Below are 24,594 nucleotides of genomic sequence, written 5' to 3'. Positions count from 1 at the left end.
CAGGATCGCCGCGCCCTCGCCCGAGGCCTTCGCCGCGTCGTACTCCGCCACGATGCGTAGTTTGTACTCCGCCGTGAACGTCCGCCGTTTCGGCCGTCCGCCCTGCTCACCAGGCGTACTGGGTAGTGTCACGATGATCCTCTTCCTGTCTCCCGGCAAGCCTATCCGCACCGAGAAGGCTGCCTCACCTCAGCCTGACAGACAGGGGAGTGGCGACAGGGGTCGCCGCCGCGTGCAGTCACAGGCTCGTCAGTGCGACAGCCAGACGGAACAAGCCAATGGATCACGTGGGTTGACGTCGTCACAAATGAGAGCGACTTCGATCGGCTGGGTGCCGATTTCGAGGCCACCGCTGCCGCAGTAATCGGTCAAGTTGGCGGTGCAAGGGCCCATCTGATGTCCCAGCCAGTTCTAGTCGACTTCGCGACCGCCTGGATGGCCGCCAACCGTCTCCCAAAGGACAGCGTGAGCAAGGAGCCCCTGGCTAGCGGTGAGGAGCCTGTGCTCGCATCCTCCTGAAGACAAGGACTGAAGTTGCGGCTCAATGGGCGGATCTCCTCGTCGGGCAGTCGTAGACCTTCCAGCCTCCTCGGACGGGGACAAGGTGGAGCGCCCTACCGGACGAACGACCTTGGCCCCGTCCGGGAAGGCTGGTAGCCCTCGTGGTGCCCGGCGAGGTGATCCGCGGCGGCATCTCTGAGGAGGGTCGGGGTTCGGGACAGAGCCCGAGGTCTTCGAGTCCTGGTCGTCCCCAAGCGTGGCCGGCCGGCCCGGCCGATGCCGGCCGGAGGTCGCCAGCAGGCCGGGGCCGGGCCGGCGCGGCCCGCTTTGCGGGTCGCCTTGACGATTCAAGAGCCGAACTCGTCAACCGCCGCTGTTAAGCCTTGCGACGCGTTCGGTGTGAACGAATGATCACTGTCGGCGGAGCTGGACCATCAAGCGGGCTGAGCTGCTGGAACACTCCGTGGCTGTCCGTCTACGTCCGCTGGCGTCCACATCCGTTGTCACTCAGTTCGTCACACCCATCAGGCAGGCTGGCAGTTCTGACTCAGGCCGGTGCAGCATCGGCCTCGCAAACCTGGAGGGAATCGTGGCGGTCACCGCCGATGATCTCGACGCAGCGATGTCCAGCGTTGTTGCCAGCCTACGACCAGCGACCGGCCTGGACTGGTCCGCGCGGGCAGGCAGCCTGGAGTGGGACTGCTGGCACACCGCCGAGCACATCGGTGACTGCCTGATGTCGTTCGCGGGCCAACTCGTGGCCCGGCCGGAGACGCGGTTTGTGCGCTTCATGGCAAACGCCGACAAGGACGCCTCCCCGGAAGAGGTACTGGAGTTCGCCGAGGCCGGTGGCCGTATTTTGGCAGCCACGGTACGCACGTCCGGACCGGATGTTCGGGCCTACCACCCCACGGGCCAAGCCGATCCGGTGGGCTTCGCCGCGATGGGGTGCGTGGAGACGTTGCTGCACGGCGAGGACATCGCCCAGGGCCTCGGCCTCGCCATCGATCCACCACGTGACGTATGCACCCGGGTGCTCGCTCGGCTGTTTCCCGAAGCGGCGCAGGAACTGGCCGGGGTGGACCCGTGGGCGGCACTGCGGTGGTCCACCGGCCGGATCGAGCTGCCAGGACGTCCCCAGATGAAGGAATGGCGCTGGCGGGGTGCTCCGCTGGGCGAATGACCCATGAGACGCGATGCCATCCCGTCTGCCGCCGACCCGCCCGTCTGGGGAGCGGGCCGCCGCCCGGTCCGCCACGTCAAGCGGACCTTTGTCGCACATACGGACGCTGGCGGGCCGGGCGGTGGTCTGCTCGGCTCGCCCGGGTCGTCGGCTGGCGGGATGGCCCTGCGCAACCACCCACGGACCGCAACGCGCGGACGGAGCCCCGGCCATCCTGGAGTCGTTGCGCCCCCGCCAGAGGCGCAGTGACCACACCCGGTCTGTCGCCGTGGCCCCGCCGCGCAGACCTGGCGTGCCTTTCCCTGCGCCGCGTCGCTCGGGCGCGGCGCGGCCGGCTGCCGGCCCGCGAACCTCAACCACTCTCGGCGCTACCGTCTGCGGCGGCCCCCGGGCTCCCCGCTATCCGCGCCGGCCGCCGGGCGTGTTGGGTGGCCGGCGTGGAGCGACAGCGGAGCGTCGGACGCGCGCCCAGGTGGTGGCGCATGCGGCCCGTCAAGGGCCGCCTCGAAGACGTACAGAAACTTTGAACCACTTCGCCGGCAGCCGGCTGTCCTGCGCCGGGTGATGGTTGACACCGCGACCTCGGATGATGCTTTACATGATCGCGTCGACCGTGCGACTCGCGGCGGATCCAGATGTTCTAACCATGGTCGGGAGCCTCATTGTCGGCCCGCAGCCCGAGGTAAGGTGCGGGAGCCAACTCCGTGCTTATCCCTGGCCTGACGAGACGATGCGCCACGGGCCATGGAGGCCCTGACGGTGCAGGTAGTAGTTCCTCCCGGTGCGGCCATCAAGCTGACCGGCTGCTGCCTCGTCGAATACGTGGATCGTGAACTGGGCGTCGACCCGAACAGTGCCATTGCCAGCCTGCGCCTCAGCACTGGGGACTCCGGACGTGACACTCACACCGTCGATGGCACGTACGTTGCAAGCAACCGAACGCGGGCCGTTCGGCGGCGGATACAGCTCGGCTGCAGCATCCCCATCGTGGGCGTCGAGTGCGCGCAGGTACGTTCGGACGACATCCTCCGGGGTCGCACCGTCGGGCGGAACGTCCACAGATGCGAACGACACCGCGCCCACCACGCAGTCCCACTTCTCGGGGAACGCGACCCGTATCCCGGCCAGTATCGCCGCTGCGGCGAGTACCAGGAACAGCGCGAACGCGCCGATACGTCGGCGAGGCGACGACAGGGAACGCAGGCCTGAGGTATCGATCGGCATGCCGGATCGTACGACCAATTGCCATTGCGAAGGACCGGCCAACGCTTCAGGCCAACGCACGCACATCGGGCATGCGCGGACGTCTCGCAGCGCCATGTCATGGCAGTCTCCGGAGCAGTTGCCGGAGGGTTCGGGGCCGTCCTCCCCGAGTACGACAGCTTCGACGTCGTACGCGACCGGCTGGAGCTGCTGCCGGGAGTGGACGTGGTGGTGGCGCCGCGCCAGCGGTGATCGTCCGGAGCGCCGGTCAGACCAGGCTGGGCTGCTCGGCGCGTACCGCTGTCGCCTCGGCCCGGGCGATCGGCCCGGCCGGCATCGCGGCCACCGCGGCCCCGACGGCGACGGCGGCCCCCGCGAAGAGGAACGCCCACGGCACGCCGCCGGTGTGGTCGACGATCAGCCCGGCCACCGCGCCACCGGCGGCGCTCGCCGCCACCGACATGGTCACCACCCAGGTGTACGCCTCGTTCAGCATGCCGCTCGGGGCGATCCGCCCGACCAGGGTGTTCTCCAGGGTGAGGGCGGGCGCGATGGTGGCCCCGCCGACCACCAGCGCGACGCCCAGCGCCGCTGGGGTGGGCATCAGGGCGAAGACGGCGAAGCTGCCGGCCACCGCGCACAGCAGCCAGGCGAACTGGCGGGTCATGTTCGCCGACGGCTTGCGTACGCCGAACCAGAGGCCTCCGACGGCGCTGCCGACGCCCCAGACGGCGAGCAGGATGCCGGCGAGGCTCTCCGGGTCGTCGGTGGCCTGGTTGCCGGCGAAGGCCGGCACGATCACCCCGGCAGCGCCGAACGCGATGCCGAGGCTGGCGACGCAGAGCAGCAGCGCGGGAAAGCCGCCCACCCGCAGCGGGCCGAGCCCCTTCGCGTGGTGCTCGCGCGGGTGCGGCTGCCAGCCGCGCATCACCCGCCCCAGCGCCACCGCCGTGGTGCCGACCAGGGTGACCACCGCGGCGCCGACCAGCGCGGCGGCGGCGTCGGCGACCAGCACGAAGCCGGCCACCAGCAGCGGGCCGAGCACGAAGACGATCTCGAAGAGCGAGGTCTCGGCGGCCAGCGCGGTGTTGCGCAGGTGGTATCGCCCGGAGTTCGGGCCGGTGAGGTCGTTCCAGGCGCCCCGGAGCGCGGCGGTCAGCGGCGGGTACGTGGCACCGGCGACCCCGGCGGCCAGGTAGATCAGGCCGAGGCTGCCGGCCTCGGAGCGGCTCGCCCAGAGCAGCCCAAAGAGCGCGAACGGGTGGGCGACGGCAGTGGTCAGCAGCACCGGGGTGGGACCGATCCGGTCGGCGATCCGGCCGGCCACGGGGCTGAGTGCGGCGCCGGATAGGGCGTAGATGCCCCCGGCGACCGCGGCGAGCGAGTAGCGCCCGGTGACCTGCTCCACCACCAACAGCAGCGCCAGCGGCGTCATGCCGATCCCGAGCCGACCGATGATGCCGAGGACCAGCAGCATCGGCGCGCCGGGGATCCGCCAGACGCCCAGGTACTGGCGCAGTGCGGCCACGCTCTACCTCCAGAAGGTGTAATGGGTGGGAGACGTTTCGACCCTAACGCCGGCCACCGCCTGACGGAAACGGTTAGTGCCCCCGGACACGGCTCCGCCCGCGTCCGGCGGACCGGACGCGGGCGGAGGTGTCGGACGTCAGCGCTGGAACTGCACCGGGCCGCTGTTGGCGGCCATCTGCTCCAGCCGGGCGACCCGCTCCTCCATCCGGGGGTGGGTGGAGAAGAGCGCGGCGATGCCGCCACCCCGCTTGAACGGGTTGTCGATCATCAGGTGGGCGGTGCTGGTCAACTGGCCCTGCGCGGGCAGCGGACGCGTCTGGGTGCCCATGTGGATCTTCTTCAGGGCGCTGGCCAGCGCCAGCGGGTCCCGGGTGAGCTGGGCGCCGGAGGCGTCGGCCTGGAACTCCCGGCTCCGGCTGATCGCCAGCTGGATCACGGTGGCCGCGATCGGGCCGAGGATCAGGGTGAGCAGCAGCACGGCCGGGTTCGGGGCGTCCTCGTCGTCGCCACCGCCGAGCGGGATGAACCAGGCGATGTTGGCCAGCATGGTGATGATGCCGGCCAGACCGGCCGCCACGCTGGAGATGAGGATGTCCCGGTTGTAGACGTGCGACAGCTCGTGGCCGATCACCCCGCGCAGCTCGCGGTAGTCCAGGATCTCGGTGATGCCGTGGGTGACGCAGACCGCCGCGTTGGCCGGGTTACGCCCGGTCGCGAACGCGTTGGGCTGCGAGGTCGGGCTGACGTACAGGCGAGGCATCGGCTGCCGCGCCTCGGTGGCCAGCTCACGGACCATCCGGTACAGCTCGGGGAATTCAGCCTCGCTGACCGGTTGCGCCCGCATCGAGCGCAGCGCCAGCTTGTCGGAATAGAAGTAGGTCACGCCGTTCATCAGCAACGAGACGACGACGGCGATGACGAGACCCCCGCTGCCACCGAACCAGTAGCCGACCGCGAGGATCAGCGAGGTCAACAGGCCGAGCAGCGCTGCGGTCTTCAGACGGTTGTGATGCACGATCGCTCCTTCGGTGCGCGGGCCACGCGGGACCCGCTGACCGTTCCAACGTCACCGGTACCCGTCAACCATCCTGCTCATGACTGTGAGTTGGCTGGAGGTCGCTGTACGCGGGCTGCCAGGCCCCCTTCTGGGCCGGGTTTGCGGCGGGTCGCGGGATCCGCCTGCCAGGACACCGCGACATGCCGCAAACCGCGCGGCGGGGCCGCCCAGGACGGCGGGACCGCGCGGTAGAGCCGCGCCCAGGACGGCGGGACCGGGGCGGGGGAAGGGTGGTCAGCGGGCGGCGAGGTCGAGGACGAGCTGCGGGGCGAAGCCGACCACCAGGGCGACGGCGGTGGCGAGGGCCAGCGCCACGGTGACCGGCCAGGCCACCCGGGTGACCGGCCGGCCGCCGGAGACCGCCGGCCCGGCGTACAGGGTGGCGGCGAGGCGCAGGTAGTAGGCCAGCCCGATCACCGCGTTGACCGCCACCACCAGGGCCAGCCAGCCCGCGCCGCCGGCCAGCAGCGACCGGACCACGGTGACCTTGGCGAACAGCCCGGCCAGCCCCGGCGGCAGGCCGGCCAGGCCGATCAGCGCCAGCGCGAGGGCCGCCGCCACCCACGGATGCCGGCGGGCCGCGCCGCGCAACTCGTCGACCGTGCCGCCGTCCGCGCCGGCCGGGCGCAGCGCCACCAGCGCCGCGAAAGCCGCCAGCTCCAGCACGACGAAGAAGACCGCGTACGCGACCGCGGCGGCGTACGCGACCGCCCGGGCCTCGTCGGTGCGCCCGGCGGCCAGCGCCAACGCGCCCAGCGGGGCCAGGATGTAGCCGGCCTGGGCCACCGACGACCAGGCGAGCAGCCGGACCGTACGCCGCTGGCGCAGCGCCACCAGGTTGCCGACCGTCATGGTCAGCACGGCGAGCAGGGCGAGCACCGGGCCGGTGACGTCGGCCGGCAACGCGCGCTGCACCACGGCGAGTAGGGCGACCACCCCGCCGAGCTTGGAGGCGGTGGAGAGATACGCCGCCACGGGCAGCGGCGCGCCGTCGTAGGTGGCCGGCGCCCAGGCGTGGAACGGCACCGCCGCCACCTTGAAGGCCAACCCGAGCACCACCAGCGCGACGGCGGCGGTGGCCAGCGGCAGGTCGAGCAACTCCGGGCGTTCGCCGAGAATCGCGCCGAGCCGGTCCAGGTGCAGCCCGCCGGTGACCGCGTAGAGCAGCGCCGCGCCGAGCAGGGTCAGGGTGGTCGCGACCACGCTGACCACGAAGAAGGTGACCGCCGCCTCGGCGCTGGCCAGGCTGCCCCGGCGCAGCCCCACCAGCACGTACAGCGGCAGCGTGAGCGTCTCCAGCGCGACGATCAGGGTGATCAGGTCACCGGCGGCGCCGAGCACCACGCCACCCGTCATCGAGCAGGCGAGCAGGAAGCAGAACTCCCCCGGCGGCGTCGGCCCGTCCCGCAGCAGCGGCCCGGAGAGCCCGAGCACCCCGAGGGTGAGCAGGGCGAAGACGGCGGCGACCAGGGCCGCCCGGCCGTCGAGGACCCAGGAGCAGTCGGCGCCGACGCAGAACGTCCGGCGGGTCTCCCCCGCACCGGCCAGCGCCGCCCCGACGGCGGTGGCGACGGCGCCCAGGGCGGCCACGGCCACCGTCGCGCCGCGCCGGGCGACCAGCAGGTCAGCCAGGAGCACGAGTACGGCGGTGCCGGCGGCCAGGTACGCCGGCAGCAGCGCCACGTTGTCCACGCTCTGCACGAGACTCATGCCGCCCACTCCCGCCGCACCCTCACCGGGCCGCCTCCGCCGGCGACCGCCGGGCTGCGTCGCCGCACGCCCCACCTCCACCGGCCGCCTCCGCCGGCGACCGCGAGGCTCCGCCGCGCGGCACTCCGCGCGCTCACCGGAGCACTCCCACCAGCGCGTCCACCGGGCCGGTGGCGAGCCCGAGCACGAGCGTGGGCACCAGGCCGACCGCCAGGGCGAGCAGCACCAGCGGCGTCCAGGCGGTCAGCTCCGCCCCGGCCAGCCCGGGCGCGAGGCGGCCCACCGCCGGGCTGGGCCGCCCGTGGGTGACCTGCCGCAGCAGTCGCAGGAAGTACGCGGCGGTGAGCGCCCCGCCGACCGCGGCCAGCACGGCCAGGGTGGTCCAGAGCGGGCCGCCCCGCCGGACGGCGGCGACCACGGCGAACGCCTCGCCCCAGAAGCCGGCCAGCCCCGGCAGGCCGAGCGAGGCCACCGCGGCGAAGCCGAGCAGCCCGGCGAGCCGGGGCGCGGTCTCCCGCAGCCCGGACAGCTCGGCGAGCGTTCCGGTGTGCGTACGGTCCTTGACCGCCCCGGCGAGGAAGAAGAGCAGCCCGGTGATCACCCCGTGCGCGATGTTGCCGATCAGGGCCGCCTGGATGCCGGTGGCGGTCAGCGTGGCCACCCCGAGCAGCACGAAGCCCATGTGCCCGACGCTGGAGTACGCGATCAGCCGCTTCAGCTCGTCCTGCGCGAGGCAGACCAGCGAGCCGATCAGGATCGCCGCGACGGCGAGCACGCCGAGCGCCGGGGCCGCCCAGCGGGCCCCCTCGGGGGCCACCCCGACCGCCACCCGGATCAGGCCGTACGTGCCCATCTTGAGCAGCACCCCGGCGAGGATCACGCTGCCGACGGTGGGTGCCTGGGTGTGCGCGTCGGGCAGCCAAGAGTGCAGCGGCCAGAGCGGGGCCTTCACCGCGAACGCGAGCCCCAGCAGGGTAAACGCGGCCAGCTGGGTGCCCCGGGACAACCCGGCCCCGCCGGTGAGCGCGACGATGTCGGCGGTGCCGGCGGCGGCGACCACCCCGTAGACGCCGACCAGCAGCAGCACCGAGCCGAGCAGCGTGTACAGGACGAACTTCCGCGCCGCCCGGCGCCGGTCGTCGCCGCCCCAACCCGCGATGATCGCGTACATGGGAAGCAGGACGACCTCGAAGAAGGCGAAGAAGAGGACCAGGTCGAGGGCGAGGAAGGTGCCGAGGATGCCCACCTCGACCACCAGCAGCAGCGCCACCAGCGCCCGCCCGGTCCCGCCAGCCGGCACCCGCCAGAGCGTGTAGCCGCAGCAGAGCAGGGTGAGCAGGGCGGTCAGCACCACCAGCGGCCAGGAGATCCCGTCCACGCCGAGGTGGAAGCGCAGGTCCAGGCCGGGCACCCAGGGCAGGTCGAGCTGGTGCCAGGGCTGCACCGCTGGCGCCGGACCGTAGCCGAACCAGCCGTGGTCGCCGAGCACCAGCAGCACCGCGCCGACCAGCGTCAGCGCGGCGACCGCCGTGCCGACCAGCCGGGCCGCCCGGTCCCCGGGCGTCGCGGCCACCAGGGCCGCCCCGACCGCCGGCAGGGCCAGCACCGCGACCAGCAGGAACTCTCCGAGGCTCACCGCTTCTCCTCGGTTCGCGACTGCGGGGCTCGCAACCCCGGCTCACTCCTCGCGCTCACGGCAGCACCTCGGTTCGCGACTGCGGGGCTCGCAACCCCGGCTCACTCCTCGCGCTCACGGTGCCCCTCCGATCAGCACGGCGGCCGCCCCGATCAGCAGCGCGCCGGCCAGTACCGCCGCCGCCGCGCGGGGCAGCGCCGCCCGGTGGAGCGCGGCCAGGCCGGCGCCGAGGCCGGACGCGCCCCGGCCGCTGCCCTCCACCACGCCGTCCACCACCACCTCGTCACCGGTACGCGCGACCCGGGCGAGCGCCCGCACCGGGCGTACGACGAGGGCGTGCTGGACGTCGTCGAGCCGGAACGCGGCCGCGAAGACCGGCCGCAGCGGACCCAGCGCGCGGGCCGGGTCGGCGGTGGGGTCCCGGCGCCAGCCGGCCCAGGCCAGCCCGGTTCCGACCAGCAGCAGCGCGGTCGGCAGCAGCAGCGCCGGCCCGAGGTGGACCAGATCGCCGGCGGCTTCCACCCCGGTCCCCGGTGCGAGGAGCCGGTCGGCGAACGAGGGCAGGAACGCGGCCAGCCCGAGCAGCGCGGCCGGGACCGCCAGCAGCAGCACCGGCCAGCGCATCGCGGCAGGCGGGTCGTGCGGGCGCAGCAGCGGCATCCGGGGCTCACCGAGGAAGGTGCGCAGCAGCAGCCGGGTGGCGTACCAGGCGGTGACCACGACGCCGAGCAGCCCGGTCAGCCAGACCAGCCAGCCGACCCAGGTCGGCGCGGGGCCGGTGCCGTCCAGCGCGGCGGCCTCGGCGACGGCGAGCACGCCGTCCTTGCTCCAGAAGCCCGACAGCGGCGGCACCCCGGCCAGCGCGCCGAGCCCGATCAGCGTGCACCAGAAGGTCACCGGCATGTCCCGGCGCAGGCCGCCCATCCGGGACATCAGCGTGGTGCCGACGGCGTGGATCACCGCGCCGGCGGCGAGGAAGAGCAGCGCCTTGAAGGCGGCGTGGGTGAGCAGGTGGAACAGCGCGGCGGCCGGCGCGCCGACGGCGAGCGCCCCGGTCATGTAGCCGATCTGGGAGACCGTCGACCAGGCGAGCACCCGCTTGAGGTCGTCCTGCGCGGTCGCCGCGACGGCACCGAGCAGCAGGGTGATCGAGGCCATCACCCCGAGCACGGCCAGTGCGGTCGGGGTGGCCTCGAACAGCGGGTAGAGCCGGGCGACCGCGTACACGCCGGCGGCGACCATGGTGGCCGCGTGGATCAGCGCGGAGATCGGGGTCGGGCCGGCCATCGCGTCCGGCAGCCAGGTGTGCAGCGGGAACTGCGCGCTCTTGCCGGCCACCCCGGCCAGCAGCAGCAGGCAGGCGGCGGTGAGGGTGCCGGTGGTGTGGTCGTGGGCGAGCACGTCGGCGATCCGGAAACTGCCCGCCGAGACGCCGAGCAGCGCGATGCCGAGCAGGAAGCCGACGTCACCCACCCGGGTGACCAGGAACGCCTTCATCGCGGCGGCCGGCGCCTCGGGCAGCCGCCGGTCGTGGGCGATCAGCAGGTAGGAGCAGAGGCCCATCACCTCCCAGCCGACCAGCAGCATGATCAGGTCGCCGGCGACCACCACCAGCAGCATCGCGGCGGTGAAGAGGCTGATCTGCGCCGCGTACGGCGGGTAGCGGTGGTCGACCTCGACGTCGTCGTGCGGGCCCCGCTTCAGGTAGGCGGTGGAGTAGACCTGCACGGCCAGGGCGACCGCCGCGACGGCCACCGCGACCAGGGTGGCGGCGCCGTCCAGCCGGACCCCGAGGGTGACCCGCAGGCCGCCCAGGTCGATCCAGGTGGCGGAGGTCTCGACCGGGTCGCCGACCTGGGCCAGCAGGACCAGCGCGATCAGCAGCGCCCCGGCCGCGCCGGCCACCCCGAGGCCGATCGCGACCCGCCGGGCCCGGTCCTCGCCGGTGGTCGCGCCACGCGGCGACGGTGGCAGCAGCAGGCCGGTCAGGCCCGCGACCAGGGGTACGGCCGGCAGCGCGGCCCCGAGCAGCCCGGTCACCGCCGCACCTCCGTCGGCTCGGCGGCCCCGGGCCCGGCCTCGACGGCACGCCCGGCCGCCGCCCCGACCGTGGCCTCGGTGAGCGGCACCTCGTCCACCGCGACGCTGGCCCGCAGCCGGTAGAGCTGGAGCACGATGGCCAGGCCGACGCCGATCTCGGCGGCGGCCAGCACGATCACGAACAGCGCGAACACCTGCCCGCCGTGCGGCAGGGCAGCCTTTGCCGTGGTGTCGGCGGTGACCAGGATCAGGTTGACCGCGTTGAGCATCAGCTCGACCGCCATCAGCACCAGCACCGCGTTGCGGCGGCGCAGCACGCCGTACACGCCGAGGCCGAACAGCAGCGCGGCGGTGACGTACGGGATGACCGGCCTCACCGGCGGCCTCCCTCGTCGCCGGTGGCCGGGGCGGGACGGCGGCCGATGTCGGGGCGGGAGAGCACGATCGCGCCGACCAGGGCGGCCAGCAGCAGCACCGAGAGCACCTCGAACGGCAGCACCCAGGAGCGGAAGACCTGCTCACCCAGGCGCTCGGCGGTGCCCGCCGCCGGCAGCTCCACCCGGGACCAGCGGAACGCGTCGACCAGCAGCACGGCCAGCCCCAGCCCGCTGCCCCCGCCGATCAGTGCGGCCGGCCAGCCGGGGCGGTCCAGGTCGTCGGAGGCGCCGATCGGGGCGCGGGTCAGCATCACCGCGAACAGCAGCAGCACCACCACCGCGCCGACGTAGATCAGCACCTGCACCCAGGCCACCAATTCGGCGGTGAGCACCAGGTAGTCCCCGGCCAGCGCGCCGAGGCAGACCACCAGGTAGAGGCCGGCCCGGACCAGGTGCCTGGTGCCCACCACGAGCACGCCCGCCCCGACCGCCACCGCGCCGAGCGCGAGCAGCAGCACGTCCGCACCCGTCATCAGGGCGTACCTCCTTCGGCGGCGGGGCCGGGCTCGGGGCGTACCACGGTGGGGCGGGCGGCGGAGGTGGACGGGCCCGCGGCCTTGCGTGCGGCGGTGGACTCCTCCTTGGCCGGCTCGCCGTTGTGGTCGTGCGCGGGCGGCGGCGGGACGGTCGCCATCCACTGGCCGAGGTGGTCCTTGTCGTGAAGCAGGTCCTTGATGTCGTACTCGGCGTACTCGAACTCAGGCGACCAGTAGAGCGCGTCGAACGGGCAGACCTCGACGCAGATGCCGCAGTACATGCAGAGCGAGAAGTCGATGTCGAACTTGTCGAGCACGTTGCGCTGGCGGGGACGGGCGGCGCCGGCCACCGCCACCTCCTCCTTGTGGGAGTCGATGTAGATGCACCAGTCCGGGCACTCCCGGGCGCAGAGCATGCAGACCGTGCAGTTCTCGGCCAGCAGCGCGATCACGCCCCGGGAGCGGGGCGGCAGCTCGGGGGCGACGTCCGGGTACTGCTGGGTGGTCGCCCGGCGGGTCATCGTCTTCAGCGTGACCGCCAGCCCCTTCACCAGCCCTTCGCCGGGAATGCCGCTGCGCTCGCTCATGCCGCTCATCCTGCCCTGTGGCCCGGGCGCGCGCGACCACCACCCTGCGCATTCCTGACCCGGGTCGGCAGGGCCTCCCGAACTTCGTTGATCATCTATGCCGCTCCGGCCGACCGTGGTGACCCTCGCCCCGCCGCCCGGGTCAGGCACCGGGTCAGGCCGGCGGCAGCATCTCCACGCCGAGCTGCTGGAGGAGCTGGAACAGCTCGTTGACGCTCCACACGTCGACGATCCGCCCTTGAGTGTCGAAGCGCAGGAACGTCGCCCCCGAGTAGCTGACCACCTGCCCGGTCGGCGGCACCGGGCCGAACCGCCCGGCCTGGGTGCCGGCGGCCCGCCAGCGCACCGCCACCCGGTCGCCGGAGGCCACCACGTCCACGATCTTGTAGCGGAGGTCGGGGAAGGCCGCCCGGCGGTCCCGGTGCCAGGCCAGCGTCGCCTCCGGCCCGGCCCCGCCGAGCCCCGGGCACTCCGCGCCGACCAGCTCGTACGCGGACTCCTCGCGCCCGCCGTTCCACACGTCGGCGACGAACCGCCGCGCCACCGCCTCCAGATCCGTCATCCGGGCAGCCTAGCCAGCCCTCGCCGGGGCGAAGGGCGGCCCTGCGACCCGGGACCGGCGGTCGCCGGGCCGGAACCCGAAAGATCGGCGAAGATGAGACGGAGACGACGGACCGACTCCAGGGGGCGACGTGGGCGAGACGGCAGGCGGGGCGACCGGTGGCAGGTACGTCGAGCCGGGCGGCGAGTTCTCCCGCGACCAGCGCTACATCATCACCCGGATCACCGCCGACGGGCGGAACGGCCACCCGGTCGAGCCGGGACGGTACCGGCTGGCGGTCAGCCGCGCCTGCCCCTGGGCGAACCGGCTGATCATCGTGCGGCGGCTGCTCGGGCTGGAGGACGCCATCTCGATGGCGGTGGCCGGGCCGACCCACGACCCCCGGAGCTGGACGTTCGACCTGGACCCGGGCGGGCGTGACCCGGTGCTCGGCATCGAGCGCCTCCAGGAGGCGTACTTCGCCCGCTTCCCGGGCTACGAGCGGGGCATCACCGTGCCGGCGATGGTGGACGTGCCGACCGGGCAGGTGGTCACCAACGACTACGGGCAGATGAGCCTCGACCTGTCCACCGAGTGGACGGCGTACCACCGCCAGGGCGCGCCGCAGCTCTACCCGGAGCGGCTACGCGACGAGATCGACGAGGTGAGCGCGGTGCTGTTCCGGGACGTCAACAACGGCGTCTACCGGTGCGGCTTCGCCGGCAGTCAGCAGGCGTACGACAAGGCGTACCACCGGCTCTTCGACCGGCTGGACTGGTTGACCGAGCGGCTGGCCGGGCAGCGCTACCTCGTCGGCGACACCATCACCGAGGCGGACGTGCGGCTCTTCACCACCCTGGTCCGCTTCGACCCGGTCTACCACGGCCACTTCAAGTGCAACCGGAGCAAGCTGACCGAGATGCCGGTGCTGTGGGCGTACGCGCGGGACCTGTTCCAGACCCCCGGCTTCGGCGACACGGTCGACTTCGACCACATCAAGCGGCACTACTACGAGGTGCACCGGGACATCAACCCGACCGGCGTGGTGCCGCTCGGCCCCGACCTGTCCAACTGGCTGACCCCGCACGGCCGGGAGGAACTCGGCGGGCGGCCCTTCGGCGACGGCACTCCCCCGCCACCCCCCGCCGAGCCGGTCGACCCCGCCCATACTCCCCTCCGCTGACCCCCGGTCCCGACCCCGTTCGCGGCATGTCGCGGTATTTCGGTTCTCGAGATGCCGCGACATGCCGCAAACGGGGTCGATCATGCGCGGGCCGGCCCGGCGGGGAGGGGCGCTACAGGGCGACGCGGACGGCGGCGGTGAGGACCAGCTGGGCCAGGGAGAGCGGCACCAGCACCAGCCAGCAGAGCCGTTGCAGCTGGTCCTCGCGCAGCCGCGGGTACGCCACCCGCAGCCAGATGATCACGAAGGAGACGGCGAAGACCTTCAGCAGCGTCCACAGCCAGCCGAGCTGGCCGTCGGCGAACGGGCCCTGCCAGCCGCCGAGGAAGAGCACGGTGGTCAGCGCGGCGATCACCACGATGCCGACGTACTCGGCGAGCAGGAAGAAGGCGAAGCGCAGGCCGGTGTACTCGGTGAGGTAGCCGAAGACCAGCTCGGAGTCGGCGATCGGCATGTCGAACGGGGGCCGCCGGATCTCGGCCAGCCCGGCCACGAAGAAGACGAGCATCGCGGGCGCCTGCCAGAGCAGCCACCAGGGCTGCCACGCCTCGACGATGCCGGAGAGGCTGAGCGTGCCCGCCGCCATCGCCACCGAGGCGGCGGAGAGCACCAGCGGCAGCTCGTAGCCGAGCAGCTGGGCCGCCCCGCGCAGGCCGCCGAGCAGGCTGTACTTGTTGGCCGATGCCCAGGCCGACATCAGCACCGCGACCACGCCGACGCCGACCACGGCGAGGACGAAGAAGAGGCCGATGTCCAGCGGCTGCCCAACCAGGTCGTCCGGGCCGAGCGGGATGACCAGCAGGACCAGCAGGTAGGGCACCAGGGCCACCACCGGGGCGAGCCGGAACACGGCGCGGTCCGCCTCGCGCGGCGTGACGTCCTCCTTCTGGACGAACTTCACCCCGTCGGCGACCAGCTGCGCCCAGCCGTGGAAGCCACCGGCGTACATCGGGCCGAGCCGGCCCTGCATGTGCGCCATCACCTTGTGCTCGGCCTGGCCAACCACCAGCGGCAGGGTGAGGAAGGCAACCAGCACGCCGCCGACCCGGATCACCAGCTCCAACCAGGTGGGCATCAGGCCGTACCTTCCTCGTCGCGCGCCGGCGGGTCCGCCGGCGCCGGGCCGTCGCCGGTCGCCCCGGGCCTCGGGGTACGCGCCGGACGCGCGCCCGGAGCCGGCCGGGCGGGCCGCTCCCGGGCCGGGCGGGCCGGAGTGCCGCCGCGGGGCCCCTCGCCCACCCCGGCCGCGCCGGCGGGCGTCGGCGTGGTGCCCCACTCCCCCGGCGCGGGTACGCCCGGCGGCCTGATCGGGCGGCGACCGCCGCCGGCCTCCGACTCACCCGGCTCCTTCGCCCCCGGCCAGGGCTTGGCCACCCGGGAGGCGAGCACGAACTCCTTGCGCAGCGGGCGTCCCTCGAACTCCGGCGGCAGCAGCAGCGGGGCCAGCCCCGGGTGGCCGGCGAAGTCGATGCCGAACATCTCGTGGGTCTCCCGCTCGTGCCAGGCAGCGCCCGGCCAGAGGTCGACCACCGAGGCCACCGTCGGCGACTCGCGGGGCACCCGGGTGCGCAGCAGCACCCCGTGCCGGCGGGTGGTCGACCAGAGGTGGACCACCACGTCGAACCCGGCGGCCAGCTCGTCGACGGCGGACAGCCAGTCGAAGAAGTCGCAGGCCAACTCGGCGTCGTCGCGCGCCGCGCGCAGCGCGTCCGCCCAGCTCGCGAGGGGTACGTCGACAGTGGCGCGGGCGTGGGACTGACCGCCGGAGACCGACGCGGTGGCCTCGACCGGCGCGAGCAGCGCGACCACCCGCTGGCCGACCTCTTCCGGAGTCATGCCGCTGATCCTATGGCCGGCGGCCCGCGGCCGTGTCAGGCCGCCCGGCGCGGGCTTCTCGCCGCTTTGCCCGGCGGGCGGACGCCGGAGGGGGGAGGATGGTCACCGTGCGCGCTGTCACTGTGACTCCCGGGGTGCCCGACTCGCTGCGACTGGTGGAGGACTGGCCCGAGCCGCCGCCCGAGGAGGGCGCGATCCTGGTCGAGGCGCTGGCGGTGGGCATCTGCGGCACCGATCAGGAGATCATCTCGGGCCATTACGGGGAGGCCCCGCCCGGGCAGGAGCGGCTGGTGCTCGGGCACGAGTCGCTGGGCCGGGTGCTGGAGGACCCCACCGGCACCCTGCGACCCGGCGACCTGGTGGCCGGCGTGGTCCGGCACCCCGACCCGGTGCCCTGCCCGAACTGCGCGGTCGACGAGTGGGACATGTGCCGCAACGGGCAGTACACCGAGCACGGGATCAAGGGCCTGCCCGGCTTCGCGCGGGACCGGTGGCGGGTGCAACCGAAGTTCGCCGTGGGCCTGGACCCGATCCTCGCTCCGGTCGGGATGCTGCTGGAGCCGACCAGCGTGGTGGCGAAGGCCTGGGACCACATCGAGCGGATCGGCGGCCGCGCCGAGTGGAAGCCGCAGAGCGTGCTGGTCACCGGCGCCGGCCCGATCGGCCTGCTGGCGGCGCTGCTGGCCATCCAGCGCGGGCTGTCGGTGCACGTGCTCGACCGGAACACCACCGGCCCGAAGCCGGACCTGGTCCGGGCGCTCGGCGCGACGTACCACACGGTGCCGGTAGCCGAGCTGGACTTCGCACCGGACGTGGTGGTCGAGTGCACCGGCGCGCCGGCGGTGGTGCTGGACGCGATGTGCCAGGCCGGGCCGATCGGCATCGTCTGCCTGACCGGCGTCTCCAGCGGCGGCCGGACCATCGACTTCGACGCGGGCGCGCTCAACCGGGAACTGGTGCTGGAGAACAACGTGGTCTTCGGCTCGGTCAACGCCAACCGGCGGCACTGGGAGCTGGCCGCCGAGGCGTTGGCCCGGGCCGACCAGTCCTGGCTGAAGTCGCTGATCACCCGCCGGGTGCCGGTGTCGGCGTACGCCGAGGCGTACACCCACACCGGCGGGGACATCAAGGTGGTGCTGGACTTCACCGCCTGAGCCGACGGACCCGAGCGGTCAGATGCCGGGGAGGCGGCCGTTGCGGAACAGGTCCACGAAGAGCTGGTGGTCCTCCCGGGTGCGGACGCCGTACGCGTGCGCGAAGTCGACCAGGTGGGCCACGAAACCCGCCTCGTCGGCGTCCACCGCCGCCACGATCGACTCCTCGGTGGAGTAGTCCACCAGGTCGTGACTGGACTCGTCGTCGGCGACCGAGTGCATCCGGGCCACCGCCCGGCCCAGGTCACCGAGGACCCCGGCCAGTTCGTCCGGCTCGTTCACGTCCGCCCAGTCCAGGTCGGCGGCGTACGGGGAGACCTCGGCGACGAGCTGGCCGGCCCCGTCCAGCTCGGTGAAGCCCACCCACGGGTCGGCGTGCGCCTGCAGGGCCCGCTGCGACTCGGCCGTACGGTGACCCTGGTGCCGGAAGTAGCCGCGGACCCGTTCGTCGTCGATGTGCCGGGCCACCGCGGGCACCTGCGCCTGCTTCATGTAGATCACGACGTCGTTCTCCAGCGCCTGGGTGTGCCCCTCCAGCAGCAGGTTGTACGACGGCAGCCCGGCCGAGCCGATGCCCACGCCCTTACGCAGCACCACGTCCTTGATGTGGGCTGAAACAGGACGCAGCCGCGGGCGCGATGCCGGCAACGTCTCCAGATAGCTCTCGAAGGCCGCGCAGACCTTCTCGCGGGTGGCCTGGTCGATCTCGAAGACCCCGTCGCCGAGGGAGAAGCGGCGCTCGTAGTTGTCGATGGTGGTGTGCGTGGCGAGCAGGTCCACCCGGGTGTTGAGCCGGGCCTGCTGGAGCACCCGGCGCAGCACGCCGTCGGCGTTGTCCAGGGTGATCGAGCCGATCGCGTCGTCCCCGCCCGCCGCGATGGCCCGCAGCTCGGTCAGGTACGCCCGGGCGAACCGGGCGACCAGGTCGCTGATCACCTGATCGGAGAGGGCCTTGGCGTAGCAGAGCAGGGCAACGCTGGCCGCGAGGCGCTTGAGGTCCCAGGTGAACGGCCCGACGTACGCCTCGTCGAAGTCGTTGACGTTGAACACCAACTGCCCAGAGCCGTTCATGTAGGTGCCGAAGTTCTCCGCGTGCAGGTCGCCGTGGATCCACACCCGGCTGGTCCGCCCGTCGAGGAACGCCTCGTCGGCGAAGTCGCCGAGTTGGTCGGCGTAGAACAGGGACGCGCTGCCCCGGTAGAAGGCGAACGGGGAGGCGGCCATCTTGCGGAACTTTCGGCGGAAGGCCGCCGGGTCGAGTGCCATCGACGCGCCGAACTCCTCGGTCAGCACGTCGATGATGAAGGCGGAACGCTGCTCCGCGGACTGGGTCATGGACCGCAGGCTAATCCCCGGCCGCCAGCCGGGGCGCTCGTCCGAGCGAGCCGATCCGGCGGGCCGGTCCGGCGGGCCGGTCCGGCGGGCCGATCCGGCGGGCCGGTCCGGCGGGCCGATCCGGCGGGTGGGCCGCCGGTCGGACCCCGGTGGCGGCTCAGGGCGCCGGCGGGCGTACCGGCGGGGAGGTGAGCGACGCCACGGAGCGGGGCGCGGCGTCCGGGTGCGGCGCGGCGTCGATCGGCGGGGCGAGCGGGTCGGGGCGGGCCACGCCGCCGATGCCGGCCTGCTCGGCGGCGATCTTCTCCTGGAGACGGAGGATGCCGTGCAGCAGTGCCTCCGGCCGCGGCGGGCAGCCGGGCACGTAGACGTCGACCGGGATGAGCTGGTCGACCCCCTTGGTCACCGAGTACGAGTCCCAGTACGGGCCGCCGCAGTTGGAGCAGGCGCCGAACGAGATGACGTACTTCGGCTCGGGCATCTGGTCGTAGAGGCGCTTGATCGCCGGGGCCATCTTGTCGGTGACCGTGCCGGAGACCACCATCAGGTCGGCCTGGCGGGGGCCGTGGGCGAACGGGATGACACCGAGCCGCATGAAGTCGTGCCGGCCCATGCTGGTGGCGATGAACTCGATCGCGCAGCAGGCCAGGCCGAAGTTGAAGACCCAGAGCGAGTAGCGGCGGCCCCAGTTCAGCACGAACCGGATCGGCTCGCCGAGCACCGCCGGCAACTGCACCTCGGGCCTCCCTCGCGTGTCCCCGATATGACAGTCAACCACAGCGCCGGAGGCGACCACCGGCGCAACCGCGGTCGGCGTCGACGCGTGTGACCGGCGTGGACCGTAGCGGCGGTCACCCTGCACGGGGAGGATCAGATGACGATGACGAGGGAGCCACGGCTCGGCGAGCCGCCACCCGAGCGGGCAGCGGACCGGCCGGAGCGACCGGAACGGCCTGGGGGTATCGACTTCGACCGGTTCTACCATGCGCACTTCCGGTCGCTGACGCTCCAGCTGGCCGCGTACTGCGGTGACCTTTCGCAGGCGCAGGACCTGGTCCAGGAGGCTTTCTGCCGGGCGTTCGCCCGCTGGTCGCGGGTATCCCGGTACGACGACCCGGTCGCCTGGGTACGCCGGGTCGCCTGGAACCTGGCCGCCAGTCGCTGGCGGCGGCTGCGGACCGCCCAGTCCTGGCTGCGGCGCCAGCGGGAGGAGCACGTGCCGGGGCCGGGGCCGGACCGGGTGGCGTTGACCGCCGCCCTGGCGGACCTGCCGACCGGCCAGCGCCGCGCGGTGGTGCTGCACTACCTGGCCGATCTCTCCGTCACCCAGATCGCCGTGCAGGAGGGCGTGCCGGAGGGCACGGTCAAGTCCTGGCTGCACCGGGGCCGGGTGGCACTGGCCGCGCAACTGGCCACCACCAACGAGGTGAACGACCATGACTGACTTCGACGACATCCTGCTCAGCGGCGAGTTCGCCGCGTTCCGCGAGGCGTACGCCCCGGCGGTCCAGCCGGCTGGAACGGCCGCCGTACGGGAGACGGTCCGCCGTCGTCGCCAGCGCACGGCGGTGGCCACCGCGGCGGCCGTGGTGCTCGCCGTGGCGATCCCGGTGGGCGCCGAGGCGGCCCTGGACCGGCGCTCCGGTCCACCGCCCGTACCGGCCGAGACCGGCGCCCCGACCCCGTCGGCGACGACGCCCTCGCCGACCCCGTCCCCGACGCCGAGCACGGCCAGGCCCACCCCGGCCGCGCCGGACGGCCGGATCAGCCGGGCCCAGCTCCTCACCGCCCGCGTCGACCTGCCGAGCTGGCCGCCGGGCCTCCCGAAGACCTGCACCACGGACCGGGTCCGCCTGCGCGAGCCGCAGAAGGACTACCGGCCGGAGGTCTGGGGCGACCTCCGCTACGGCGACCTGGACGGCGACGGCGCCACCGAGACGGTCGCCCTGGTCGCCTGCCGGTACGGCGAGGGCCTGGCAAAGCAGGTGCTGGCCTTCGACCGGGACGAGGCCGGGCGCATCGTCACCATGGGTCGGATCGTCGGCACCCACGAGGGAATGGATGACATCACCGACTTCACGGTCGAGGCGGACGGGCGCGTCCGGGCCCAGGTGGCGGACATCCAGCCCTGCTGCGGTACGCCGGGTTGGTGGCCGCAGAAGCAGTGGCGGACGTACGCCTGGACGGGCACGCGCTTCATCCAGACGGCCGGACCGACGAAGTTCGGGACGGACCCCCGGCTGACCGATCTCACCCTGACGGCGGGGGATCTCGTCCTCGGTCCGTCCGACGCCAGTGGCAGGCGGACCGGCTCGGTGAGCATCACCGTGGTCAACAAGGGTCCGGTAGACGTGCCCCGGCTCGGCTTCGATCTCGGAACGATCGGGGAGCCGGCCGGAGGCGACCTCTCGCAGTGCCGGATGGCGCAGATGTCCGGGCCCGAGGCCTGCCTCCTGGACGGCCTGCGGGCCGGGGGACGGCGGACATACACCTTCCGGTTCCTGATCGACCCTGGGCGCACCAGTGGACAGATGAGCCTGCAGGCCGTCCACTTCGACTCCCAGGACCGGTACTGGGGCGACCTGAAGCCGAAGGACAACAGCGTCGACCTGCGCACGGCGGGCTGAGCGCGATCGTCCGTGGACGCGGGGCCCGGCCGACGATCTCCCTTGCGCCCTGTGTCACCTAAGAGAAGGGGGGGGGCACGGAACCAGGACGGTTCCGTGCCCCCCTTGTCGCGGGCGGAGGTCACCAGGCGGGGCGTTGCAGCAGCCCGACGAACTCCACCAGCAGCCGCGTCACCGGGTCGACCGGCACGGTGCCGAACGCGCCGGTGGCCAGCGAGCCGAGGGCGTACCCGGCGTGCACCCGGCGCGGGAGCACGCCCGGGTCCGGCGCCCCGGCGACCGACGGGTCGACTTGAGCCGGCGGCGCGTCCATGGGGCTCACGTTGTGGCCGCGGTCACATCCCCTCGCCCGGCCACCAGCTCGCCGCCGCCATGTCCACCCCGGCGGGGCGCAGCGGGCAGCCCTCGGCCCGCAACCGGGCCCGCGCCTCGACCTCGTGGCCGGGCGGCAGCCGGCCGGCGGAGGTCACCACCCGGTGCCAGGGCACCCCTCCGCCGTGCCGGGCCATGATCGAGCCGACCAGCCGGGCCGAGGCCCGGCCGGAGCGCTCGGCGAGGGCGTCGGCCACCGCCCCGTACGACATCACCCGGCCTGGCGGGATCCGTTCGACCAACGCGAGCACCGTCTCCACGTACTCCTCAGGCGTCACGACCGGCCACGATATGGGAACGCGGCCGGGTCGCGCGGGACCGACCGCGCAGAATGGGCGGGTGCGCGAAGCAGTCACCTCGGCCCGGCGGATCGTCGTCAAGATCGGTTCTTCCTCGCTGACCACCGCCGCCGGTGGGCTGGACGACGCCCGGGTGGGCACCCTGGTGGACACCCTCGGCGCGCTCGCCGCCTCCGGCCGCGAGGTGGTGCTGGTCTCCTCCGGCGCGATCGCGGCCGGCCTCGCCCCGCTCGGGCTGACCCGGCGGCCCCGCGACCTGGCCACCCAGCAGGCCGCGGCGAGCGTCGGGCAGGGCCTGCTCATCGGCCGGTACGCGGCCGGCTTCGCCCGGCACCGGCTCACCGTCGGCCAGGTGCTGCTCACCGTCGACGACGTGACCCGGCGGGCGCACTACCGTAACGCGTACCGGACCCTGCGCAAGCTGCTCGACCTGCGGGCGGTGCCGATCGTCAACGAGAACGACACGGTCGCCACCGACGAGATCCGCTTCGGCGACAACGACCGGCTGGCCGCGCTGGTCGCCGCCCTGGTCGACGCCGACCTGCTGGTGCTCCTCTCCGACGTGGACGCGCTCTGGACCGGAGACCCGGTCCAGCCGGGCAGCACCCGGATCACCGAGGTACGCGGCGAGGGCGACCTGGCCGGCATCGATGTCGGCGGCGCGGGCCGCTCCGGCGTCGGCACCGGCGGCATGGTGACCAAGGTCGAGGCGGCCCGGATCGCCACCGGCTTCGGCATCCCGGTGGTGCTGACCGCCGCGCCGCTGGCCGGCGGGGCGCTGGCCGGCGAGCCGGTCGGCACGTTCTTCCATCCCAGCCGGCGGCGGCCCACGGCCCGGCTGTTCTGGCTCGCGCACGCCACCGCGCCCCGGGGCCGGCTGCACCTCGACCCGGGGGCGGTGCAGGCGGTGGTGGGGCGGCGCAAGTCGCTGCTGCCGGCCGGGATCACCGCCGTGGACGGCGCGTTCACCGCCGGGGACCCGGTCGACCTGGTGGACACCGAGGGCGCGCCGGTGGCCCGGGGGCTGGTCAACTACGACGCGGTGGAGCTGCCGGGGCTGCTCGGCCGCTCCACCGGGGAGCTCGCCGCGGCGCTCGGCCCGGCGTACGAACGGGAGGTCGTCCACCGCGACGATCTCGTGCTGCTGTGAGGAGTGGACGATGAGCGTCAGCGAGCAGGCCCGCCGGGCCCGGGGGGCAGCGGGCGCGCTGGCGGTCGCCACGCGTACCGCCAAGGACGCCGCGTTGCACGCGATGGCCGACGCGCTGGTGGCGCGTACGCCGGAGATCCTGACCGCGAACGCGGCGGACCTGGCGGCCGGGCGCGCGGCCGGGCTGAGCGCGGCCGTGCTGGACCGGCTCGCCCTCGACGCGGACCGGGTGGCGGGCATCGCGGACGCGCTGCGCCAGATGGCCGCGCTGCCCGACCCGGTGGGCGAGGTGGTCCGCGGCTCGACCCTGCCCAACGGGCTGGAGCTGCGCCAGGTCCGGGTGCCGTTCGGGGTGGTCGGCATCATCTACGAGGCCCGGCCGAACGTGACCGTGGACGCCGCCGGGATCTGCCTGAAGTCCGGCAACGCCGCGCTGCTGCGCGGCTCCTCGTCGGCGGCGAACTCGAACGCGGCGCTGGTCGCCGTCCTGCGGGACGCGGTCGCCGGGGCCGGCCTGCCGGCGGACGCGGTGCAGCTGCTCGACGCCAGCTCGCGCGACTCGGTCAAGGAGCTGATGCGGGCGCGCGGCCTGGTCGACGTGCTGATCCCGCGCGGCGGCGCGTCGCTGATCCGCACCGTGGTCGAGGAGTCGACGGTGCCGGTGATCGAGACCGGGGTGGGCAACTGCCACGTCTACGTCGACGCCGCCGCGGACGTGCCGAAGGCGGTGGCGGTCACCCTCAACGCCAAGACCCAGCGGCTGTCCACCTGCAACACCGCTGAGTCGCTGCTGGTGCACGCGGCGGTCGCGGACGCCTTCCTGCCGCCGGCGCTGGCCGCCTTCGCCAGGGCCGGGGTCACCGTGCACGGCGACGCCCGGGTGGCCGCGTTCTCCGACGCGGTGGTGCCGGCCACCGACGAGGACTTCGCCACCGAGTACCTCTCGGCGGACATCTCGGTCGCCGTGGTCGACTCGCTCGACGCGGCGGTCGCGCACATCCGCCGCTACGGCACCGGGCACACCGAGGCGATCCTCACCGACTCCGCCTCGGCGGCCCGGGAGTTCGTGGCCCGGGTGGACGCGGCGGCGGTGATGGTGAACGCGTCGACCCGGTTCACCGACGGTGGCGAGTTCGGCTTCGGCGCCGAGATCGGCATCTCCACCCAGAAGCTGCACGCCCGCGGCCCGATGGGGCTGCCCGAGCTGACCTCGACGAAGTACGTGGTCACCGGGGACGGGCACCTGCGCGCATGACCGTCCTTGGTGGACGGGGGCAGCCCGAGGGTGCGCGGGGCCGCTAGTCTGGGACCGGTTCGGCACGGCTGGGGAGGCGGCATGCTAGGCGAGAGCGCCCTGGAAGAGCAGCTTGCGCAGGCGCGCACCGCGCTGCGGGACGTGAGCCGCAGCGTGACACCCCGGGAACGGGTCGAGTCGGTGGGCGAGGCCGCCGACGGGCGGATCCGGGTCACCCTCGGCACCGACGGGCGGGTCAGCGCCGTCGACCTCGACCCCCGGGTGCTTCGCGAGGGGGCGGAACACCTCGCCGAGGAGTTGCGCCGGGCGGTGAACGCGGCCCTCGACGGGCAGGACGATCCGGCCACGTCTGAGCCGATGCCCGACCTCGCCGCGATGACCGCCACCGTCGAGCGCCTGCAGGACCAGGGCCTGCGGCAGATGCGCGAGATCAGCCAGGCCATCAGCGAGACCATGCGCAAGATCCAGCAGCGGAGCTGACC

General features: G+C 73.5%; 25 protein-coding genes and 1 pseudogene. 10 read left to right on the top strand and 16 right to left on the bottom strand.

What is annotated here, in order from left to right; translation table 11 throughout:
* Positions 1–246: 246 nt before the first annotated feature.
* A pseudogene (locus ABZ807_RS01805) lies at positions 247–519 on the top strand (AAC(3) family N-acetyltransferase); the annotation flags it as partial.
* 571 nt (positions 520–1,090) lie between these two features.
* Complete coding sequence (locus ABZ807_RS01800) at positions 1,091–1,684, top strand: hypothetical protein (RefSeq protein ID WP_357151445.1); 594 nt, start codon at positions 1,091–1,093, stop codon at positions 1,682–1,684.
* Positions 1,685–2,392: 708 nt separating this feature from the next.
* Here the strand turns inward: ABZ807_RS01800 and ABZ807_RS01795 are convergent.
* Positions 2,393–2,908, bottom strand: coding sequence for a hypothetical protein (locus ABZ807_RS01795; RefSeq protein ID WP_357151443.1), 516 nt, complete (start codon positions 2,906–2,908; stop codon positions 2,393–2,395).
* A gap of 99 nt (positions 2,909–3,007) precedes the next feature.
* On the opposite strand from ABZ807_RS01795, the gene ABZ807_RS01790 reads away from it, so the two are divergent.
* Positions 3,008–3,139 carry a hypothetical protein gene (locus tag ABZ807_RS01790; RefSeq protein WP_357151441.1) on the top strand — a complete coding sequence of 44 codons (132 nt, stop codon included), beginning with the start codon at positions 3,008–3,010 and terminating at the stop codon, positions 3,137–3,139.
* Between the two features lie 16 nt (positions 3,140–3,155).
* Here the strand turns inward: ABZ807_RS01790 and ABZ807_RS01785 are convergent, their stop codons facing one another.
* The 9 genes from ABZ807_RS01785 to ABZ807_RS01745 all read right to left on the bottom strand — a co-directional run bounded on the left by ABZ807_RS01785 (position 3,156) and on the right by ABZ807_RS01745 (position 12,922).
* On the bottom strand, positions 3,156–4,415 hold the full coding sequence (locus tag ABZ807_RS01785; RefSeq protein WP_357151439.1) for an MFS transporter: 1,260 nt from the start codon (positions 4,413–4,415) through the stop codon (positions 3,156–3,158).
* Positions 4,416–4,553: 138 nt separating this feature from the next.
* Positions 4,554–5,432: a zinc metalloprotease HtpX gene (htpX, locus tag ABZ807_RS01780; protein WP_357151437.1), complete on the bottom strand. Its 879-nt coding sequence runs from the start codon at positions 5,430–5,432 to the stop codon at positions 4,554–4,556.
* Between the two features lie 276 nt (positions 5,433–5,708).
* The gene (locus tag ABZ807_RS01775; protein WP_357151435.1) at positions 5,709–7,184 is read right to left on the bottom strand and encodes an NADH-quinone oxidoreductase subunit N; all 1,476 of its coding nucleotides are present in this window, start codon (positions 7,182–7,184) and stop codon (positions 5,709–5,711) included.
* A 133-nt stretch (positions 7,185–7,317) separates the two neighbouring features.
* A complete protein-coding gene (locus tag ABZ807_RS01770; RefSeq protein ID WP_357151433.1) occupies positions 7,318–8,820 on the bottom strand; it encodes an NADH-quinone oxidoreductase subunit M in 1,503 nt (500 codons plus the stop codon).
* Positions 8,821–8,934: 114 nt separating this feature from the next.
* Entirely contained in the window at positions 8,935–10,860 is a 1,926-nt protein-coding gene (locus ABZ807_RS01765; RefSeq protein ID WP_357151431.1) for an NADH-quinone oxidoreductase subunit L, read from the bottom strand.
* Positions 10,857–11,237 (bottom strand): NADH-quinone oxidoreductase subunit NuoK, encoded by a 381-nt coding sequence (nuoK, locus tag ABZ807_RS01760; protein WP_357151429.1) that lies wholly within the window; start codon positions 11,235–11,237, stop codon positions 10,857–10,859. The genes ABZ807_RS01765 and nuoK overlap by 4 nt, the downstream gene beginning before the upstream one ends.
* Positions 11,234–11,770: an NADH-quinone oxidoreductase subunit J gene (locus tag ABZ807_RS01755; RefSeq protein WP_357151427.1), complete on the bottom strand. Its 537-nt coding sequence runs from the start codon at positions 11,768–11,770 to the stop codon at positions 11,234–11,236. Before ABZ807_RS01755 ends, nuoK begins: the two co-directional genes overlap by 4 nt.
* Complete coding sequence (locus tag ABZ807_RS01750) at positions 11,770–12,369, bottom strand: NADH-quinone oxidoreductase subunit I (protein WP_357151425.1); 600 nt, start codon at positions 12,367–12,369, stop codon at positions 11,770–11,772. The genes ABZ807_RS01755 and ABZ807_RS01750 overlap by 1 nt, the downstream gene beginning before the upstream one ends.
* A 145-nt stretch (positions 12,370–12,514) precedes the next feature.
* The gene (locus ABZ807_RS01745) at positions 12,515–12,922 is read right to left on the bottom strand and encodes an ester cyclase (RefSeq protein ID WP_357151423.1); all 408 of its coding nucleotides are present in this window, start codon (positions 12,920–12,922) and stop codon (positions 12,515–12,517) included.
* Between the two features lie 130 nt (positions 12,923–13,052).
* Here ABZ807_RS01745 and ABZ807_RS01740 point away from each other — a divergent pair, with 130 nt between their 5' ends.
* Positions 13,053–14,084 (top strand): glutathione S-transferase C-terminal domain-containing protein, encoded by a 1,032-nt coding sequence (locus ABZ807_RS01740; RefSeq protein ID WP_357151421.1) that lies wholly within the window; start codon positions 13,053–13,055, stop codon positions 14,082–14,084.
* A 112-nt stretch (positions 14,085–14,196) separates the two neighbouring features.
* Here ABZ807_RS01740 and nuoH read toward each other — a convergent pair whose 3' ends face one another.
* Together nuoH and ABZ807_RS01730 are read right to left on the bottom strand one after the other, a co-directional pair.
* Positions 14,197–15,159 carry an NADH-quinone oxidoreductase subunit NuoH gene (gene nuoH / locus ABZ807_RS01735; RefSeq protein ID WP_357106321.1) on the bottom strand — a complete coding sequence of 321 codons (963 nt, stop codon included), beginning with the start codon at positions 15,157–15,159 and terminating at the stop codon, positions 14,197–14,199.
* Positions 15,159–15,920, bottom strand: a complete 762-nt coding sequence (locus ABZ807_RS01730; RefSeq protein ID WP_357151419.1) for an NADH-quinone oxidoreductase subunit C — start codon at positions 15,918–15,920, stop codon at positions 15,159–15,161. The genes nuoH and ABZ807_RS01730 overlap by 1 nt, the downstream gene beginning before the upstream one ends.
* 107 nt (positions 15,921–16,027) lie before the next feature.
* On the opposite strand from ABZ807_RS01730, the gene ABZ807_RS01725 reads away from it, so the two are divergent.
* Complete coding sequence (locus tag ABZ807_RS01725) at positions 16,028–17,074, top strand: glucose 1-dehydrogenase (RefSeq protein ID WP_357151417.1); 1,047 nt, start codon at positions 16,028–16,030, stop codon at positions 17,072–17,074.
* A gap of 18 nt (positions 17,075–17,092) precedes the next feature.
* Here the strand turns inward: ABZ807_RS01725 and ABZ807_RS01720 are convergent, their stop codons facing one another.
* Together ABZ807_RS01720 and ABZ807_RS01715 are read right to left on the bottom strand one after the other, a co-directional pair.
* Entirely contained in the window at positions 17,093–18,409 is a 1,317-nt protein-coding gene (locus ABZ807_RS01720) for a DUF2252 domain-containing protein (RefSeq protein WP_357151415.1), read from the bottom strand.
* Positions 18,410–18,566: 157 nt separating this feature from the next.
* On the bottom strand, positions 18,567–19,145 hold the full coding sequence (locus tag ABZ807_RS01715; RefSeq protein WP_357151413.1) for an NADH-quinone oxidoreductase subunit B family protein: 579 nt from the start codon (positions 19,143–19,145) through the stop codon (positions 18,567–18,569).
* A 138-nt stretch (positions 19,146–19,283) separates the two neighbouring features.
* Between ABZ807_RS01715 and ABZ807_RS01710 the strand changes: the two genes are divergently transcribed.
* Both ABZ807_RS01710 and ABZ807_RS01705 read left to right on the top strand, forming a co-directional pair.
* On the top strand, positions 19,284–19,853 hold the full coding sequence (locus tag ABZ807_RS01710; protein WP_357151411.1) for a SigE family RNA polymerase sigma factor: 570 nt from the start codon (positions 19,284–19,286) through the stop codon (positions 19,851–19,853).
* Positions 19,846–21,036, top strand: a complete 1,191-nt coding sequence (locus ABZ807_RS01705) for a hypothetical protein (RefSeq protein ID WP_357151409.1) — start codon at positions 19,846–19,848, stop codon at positions 21,034–21,036. The genes ABZ807_RS01710 and ABZ807_RS01705 overlap by 8 nt, the downstream gene beginning before the upstream one ends.
* A gap of 121 nt (positions 21,037–21,157) precedes the next feature.
* On the opposite strand, the gene ABZ807_RS01700 is transcribed toward ABZ807_RS01705, so the two are convergent.
* Both ABZ807_RS01700 and ABZ807_RS01695 read right to left on the bottom strand, forming a co-directional pair.
* Positions 21,158–21,349: a hypothetical protein gene (locus ABZ807_RS01700; RefSeq protein WP_357151498.1), complete on the bottom strand. Its 192-nt coding sequence runs from the start codon at positions 21,347–21,349 to the stop codon at positions 21,158–21,160.
* A 22-nt stretch (positions 21,350–21,371) separates the two neighbouring features.
* Complete coding sequence (locus ABZ807_RS01695; RefSeq protein WP_357151407.1) at positions 21,372–21,686, bottom strand: MGMT family protein; 315 nt, start codon at positions 21,684–21,686, stop codon at positions 21,372–21,374.
* A gap of 13 nt (positions 21,687–21,699) precedes the next feature.
* Between ABZ807_RS01695 and proB the strand changes: the two genes are divergently transcribed.
* The 3 genes from proB to ABZ807_RS01680 all read left to right on the top strand — a co-directional run bounded on the left by proB (position 21,700) and on the right by ABZ807_RS01680 (position 24,592).
* Positions 21,700–22,857 carry a glutamate 5-kinase gene (gene proB, locus ABZ807_RS01690; RefSeq protein ID WP_357151405.1) on the top strand — a complete coding sequence of 386 codons (1,158 nt, stop codon included), beginning with the start codon at positions 21,700–21,702 and terminating at the stop codon, positions 22,855–22,857.
* 10 nt (positions 22,858–22,867) lie between these two features.
* Positions 22,868–24,112 carry a glutamate-5-semialdehyde dehydrogenase gene (locus ABZ807_RS01685; RefSeq protein WP_357151403.1) on the top strand — a complete coding sequence of 415 codons (1,245 nt, stop codon included), beginning with the start codon at positions 22,868–22,870 and terminating at the stop codon, positions 24,110–24,112.
* A gap of 81 nt (positions 24,113–24,193) precedes the next feature.
* Positions 24,194–24,592, top strand: a complete 399-nt coding sequence (locus ABZ807_RS01680; protein ID WP_357151401.1) for a YbaB/EbfC family nucleoid-associated protein — start codon at positions 24,194–24,196, stop codon at positions 24,590–24,592.
* Positions 24,593–24,594 lie beyond the last annotated feature (2 nt).

This window comes from Micromonospora sp. NPDC047548, assembly GCF_040642975.1.
GTDB lineage: Bacteria > Actinomycetota > Actinomycetes > Mycobacteriales > Micromonosporaceae > Micromonospora.
This window is presented reverse-complemented; position numbering and strand designations above follow the sequence as displayed.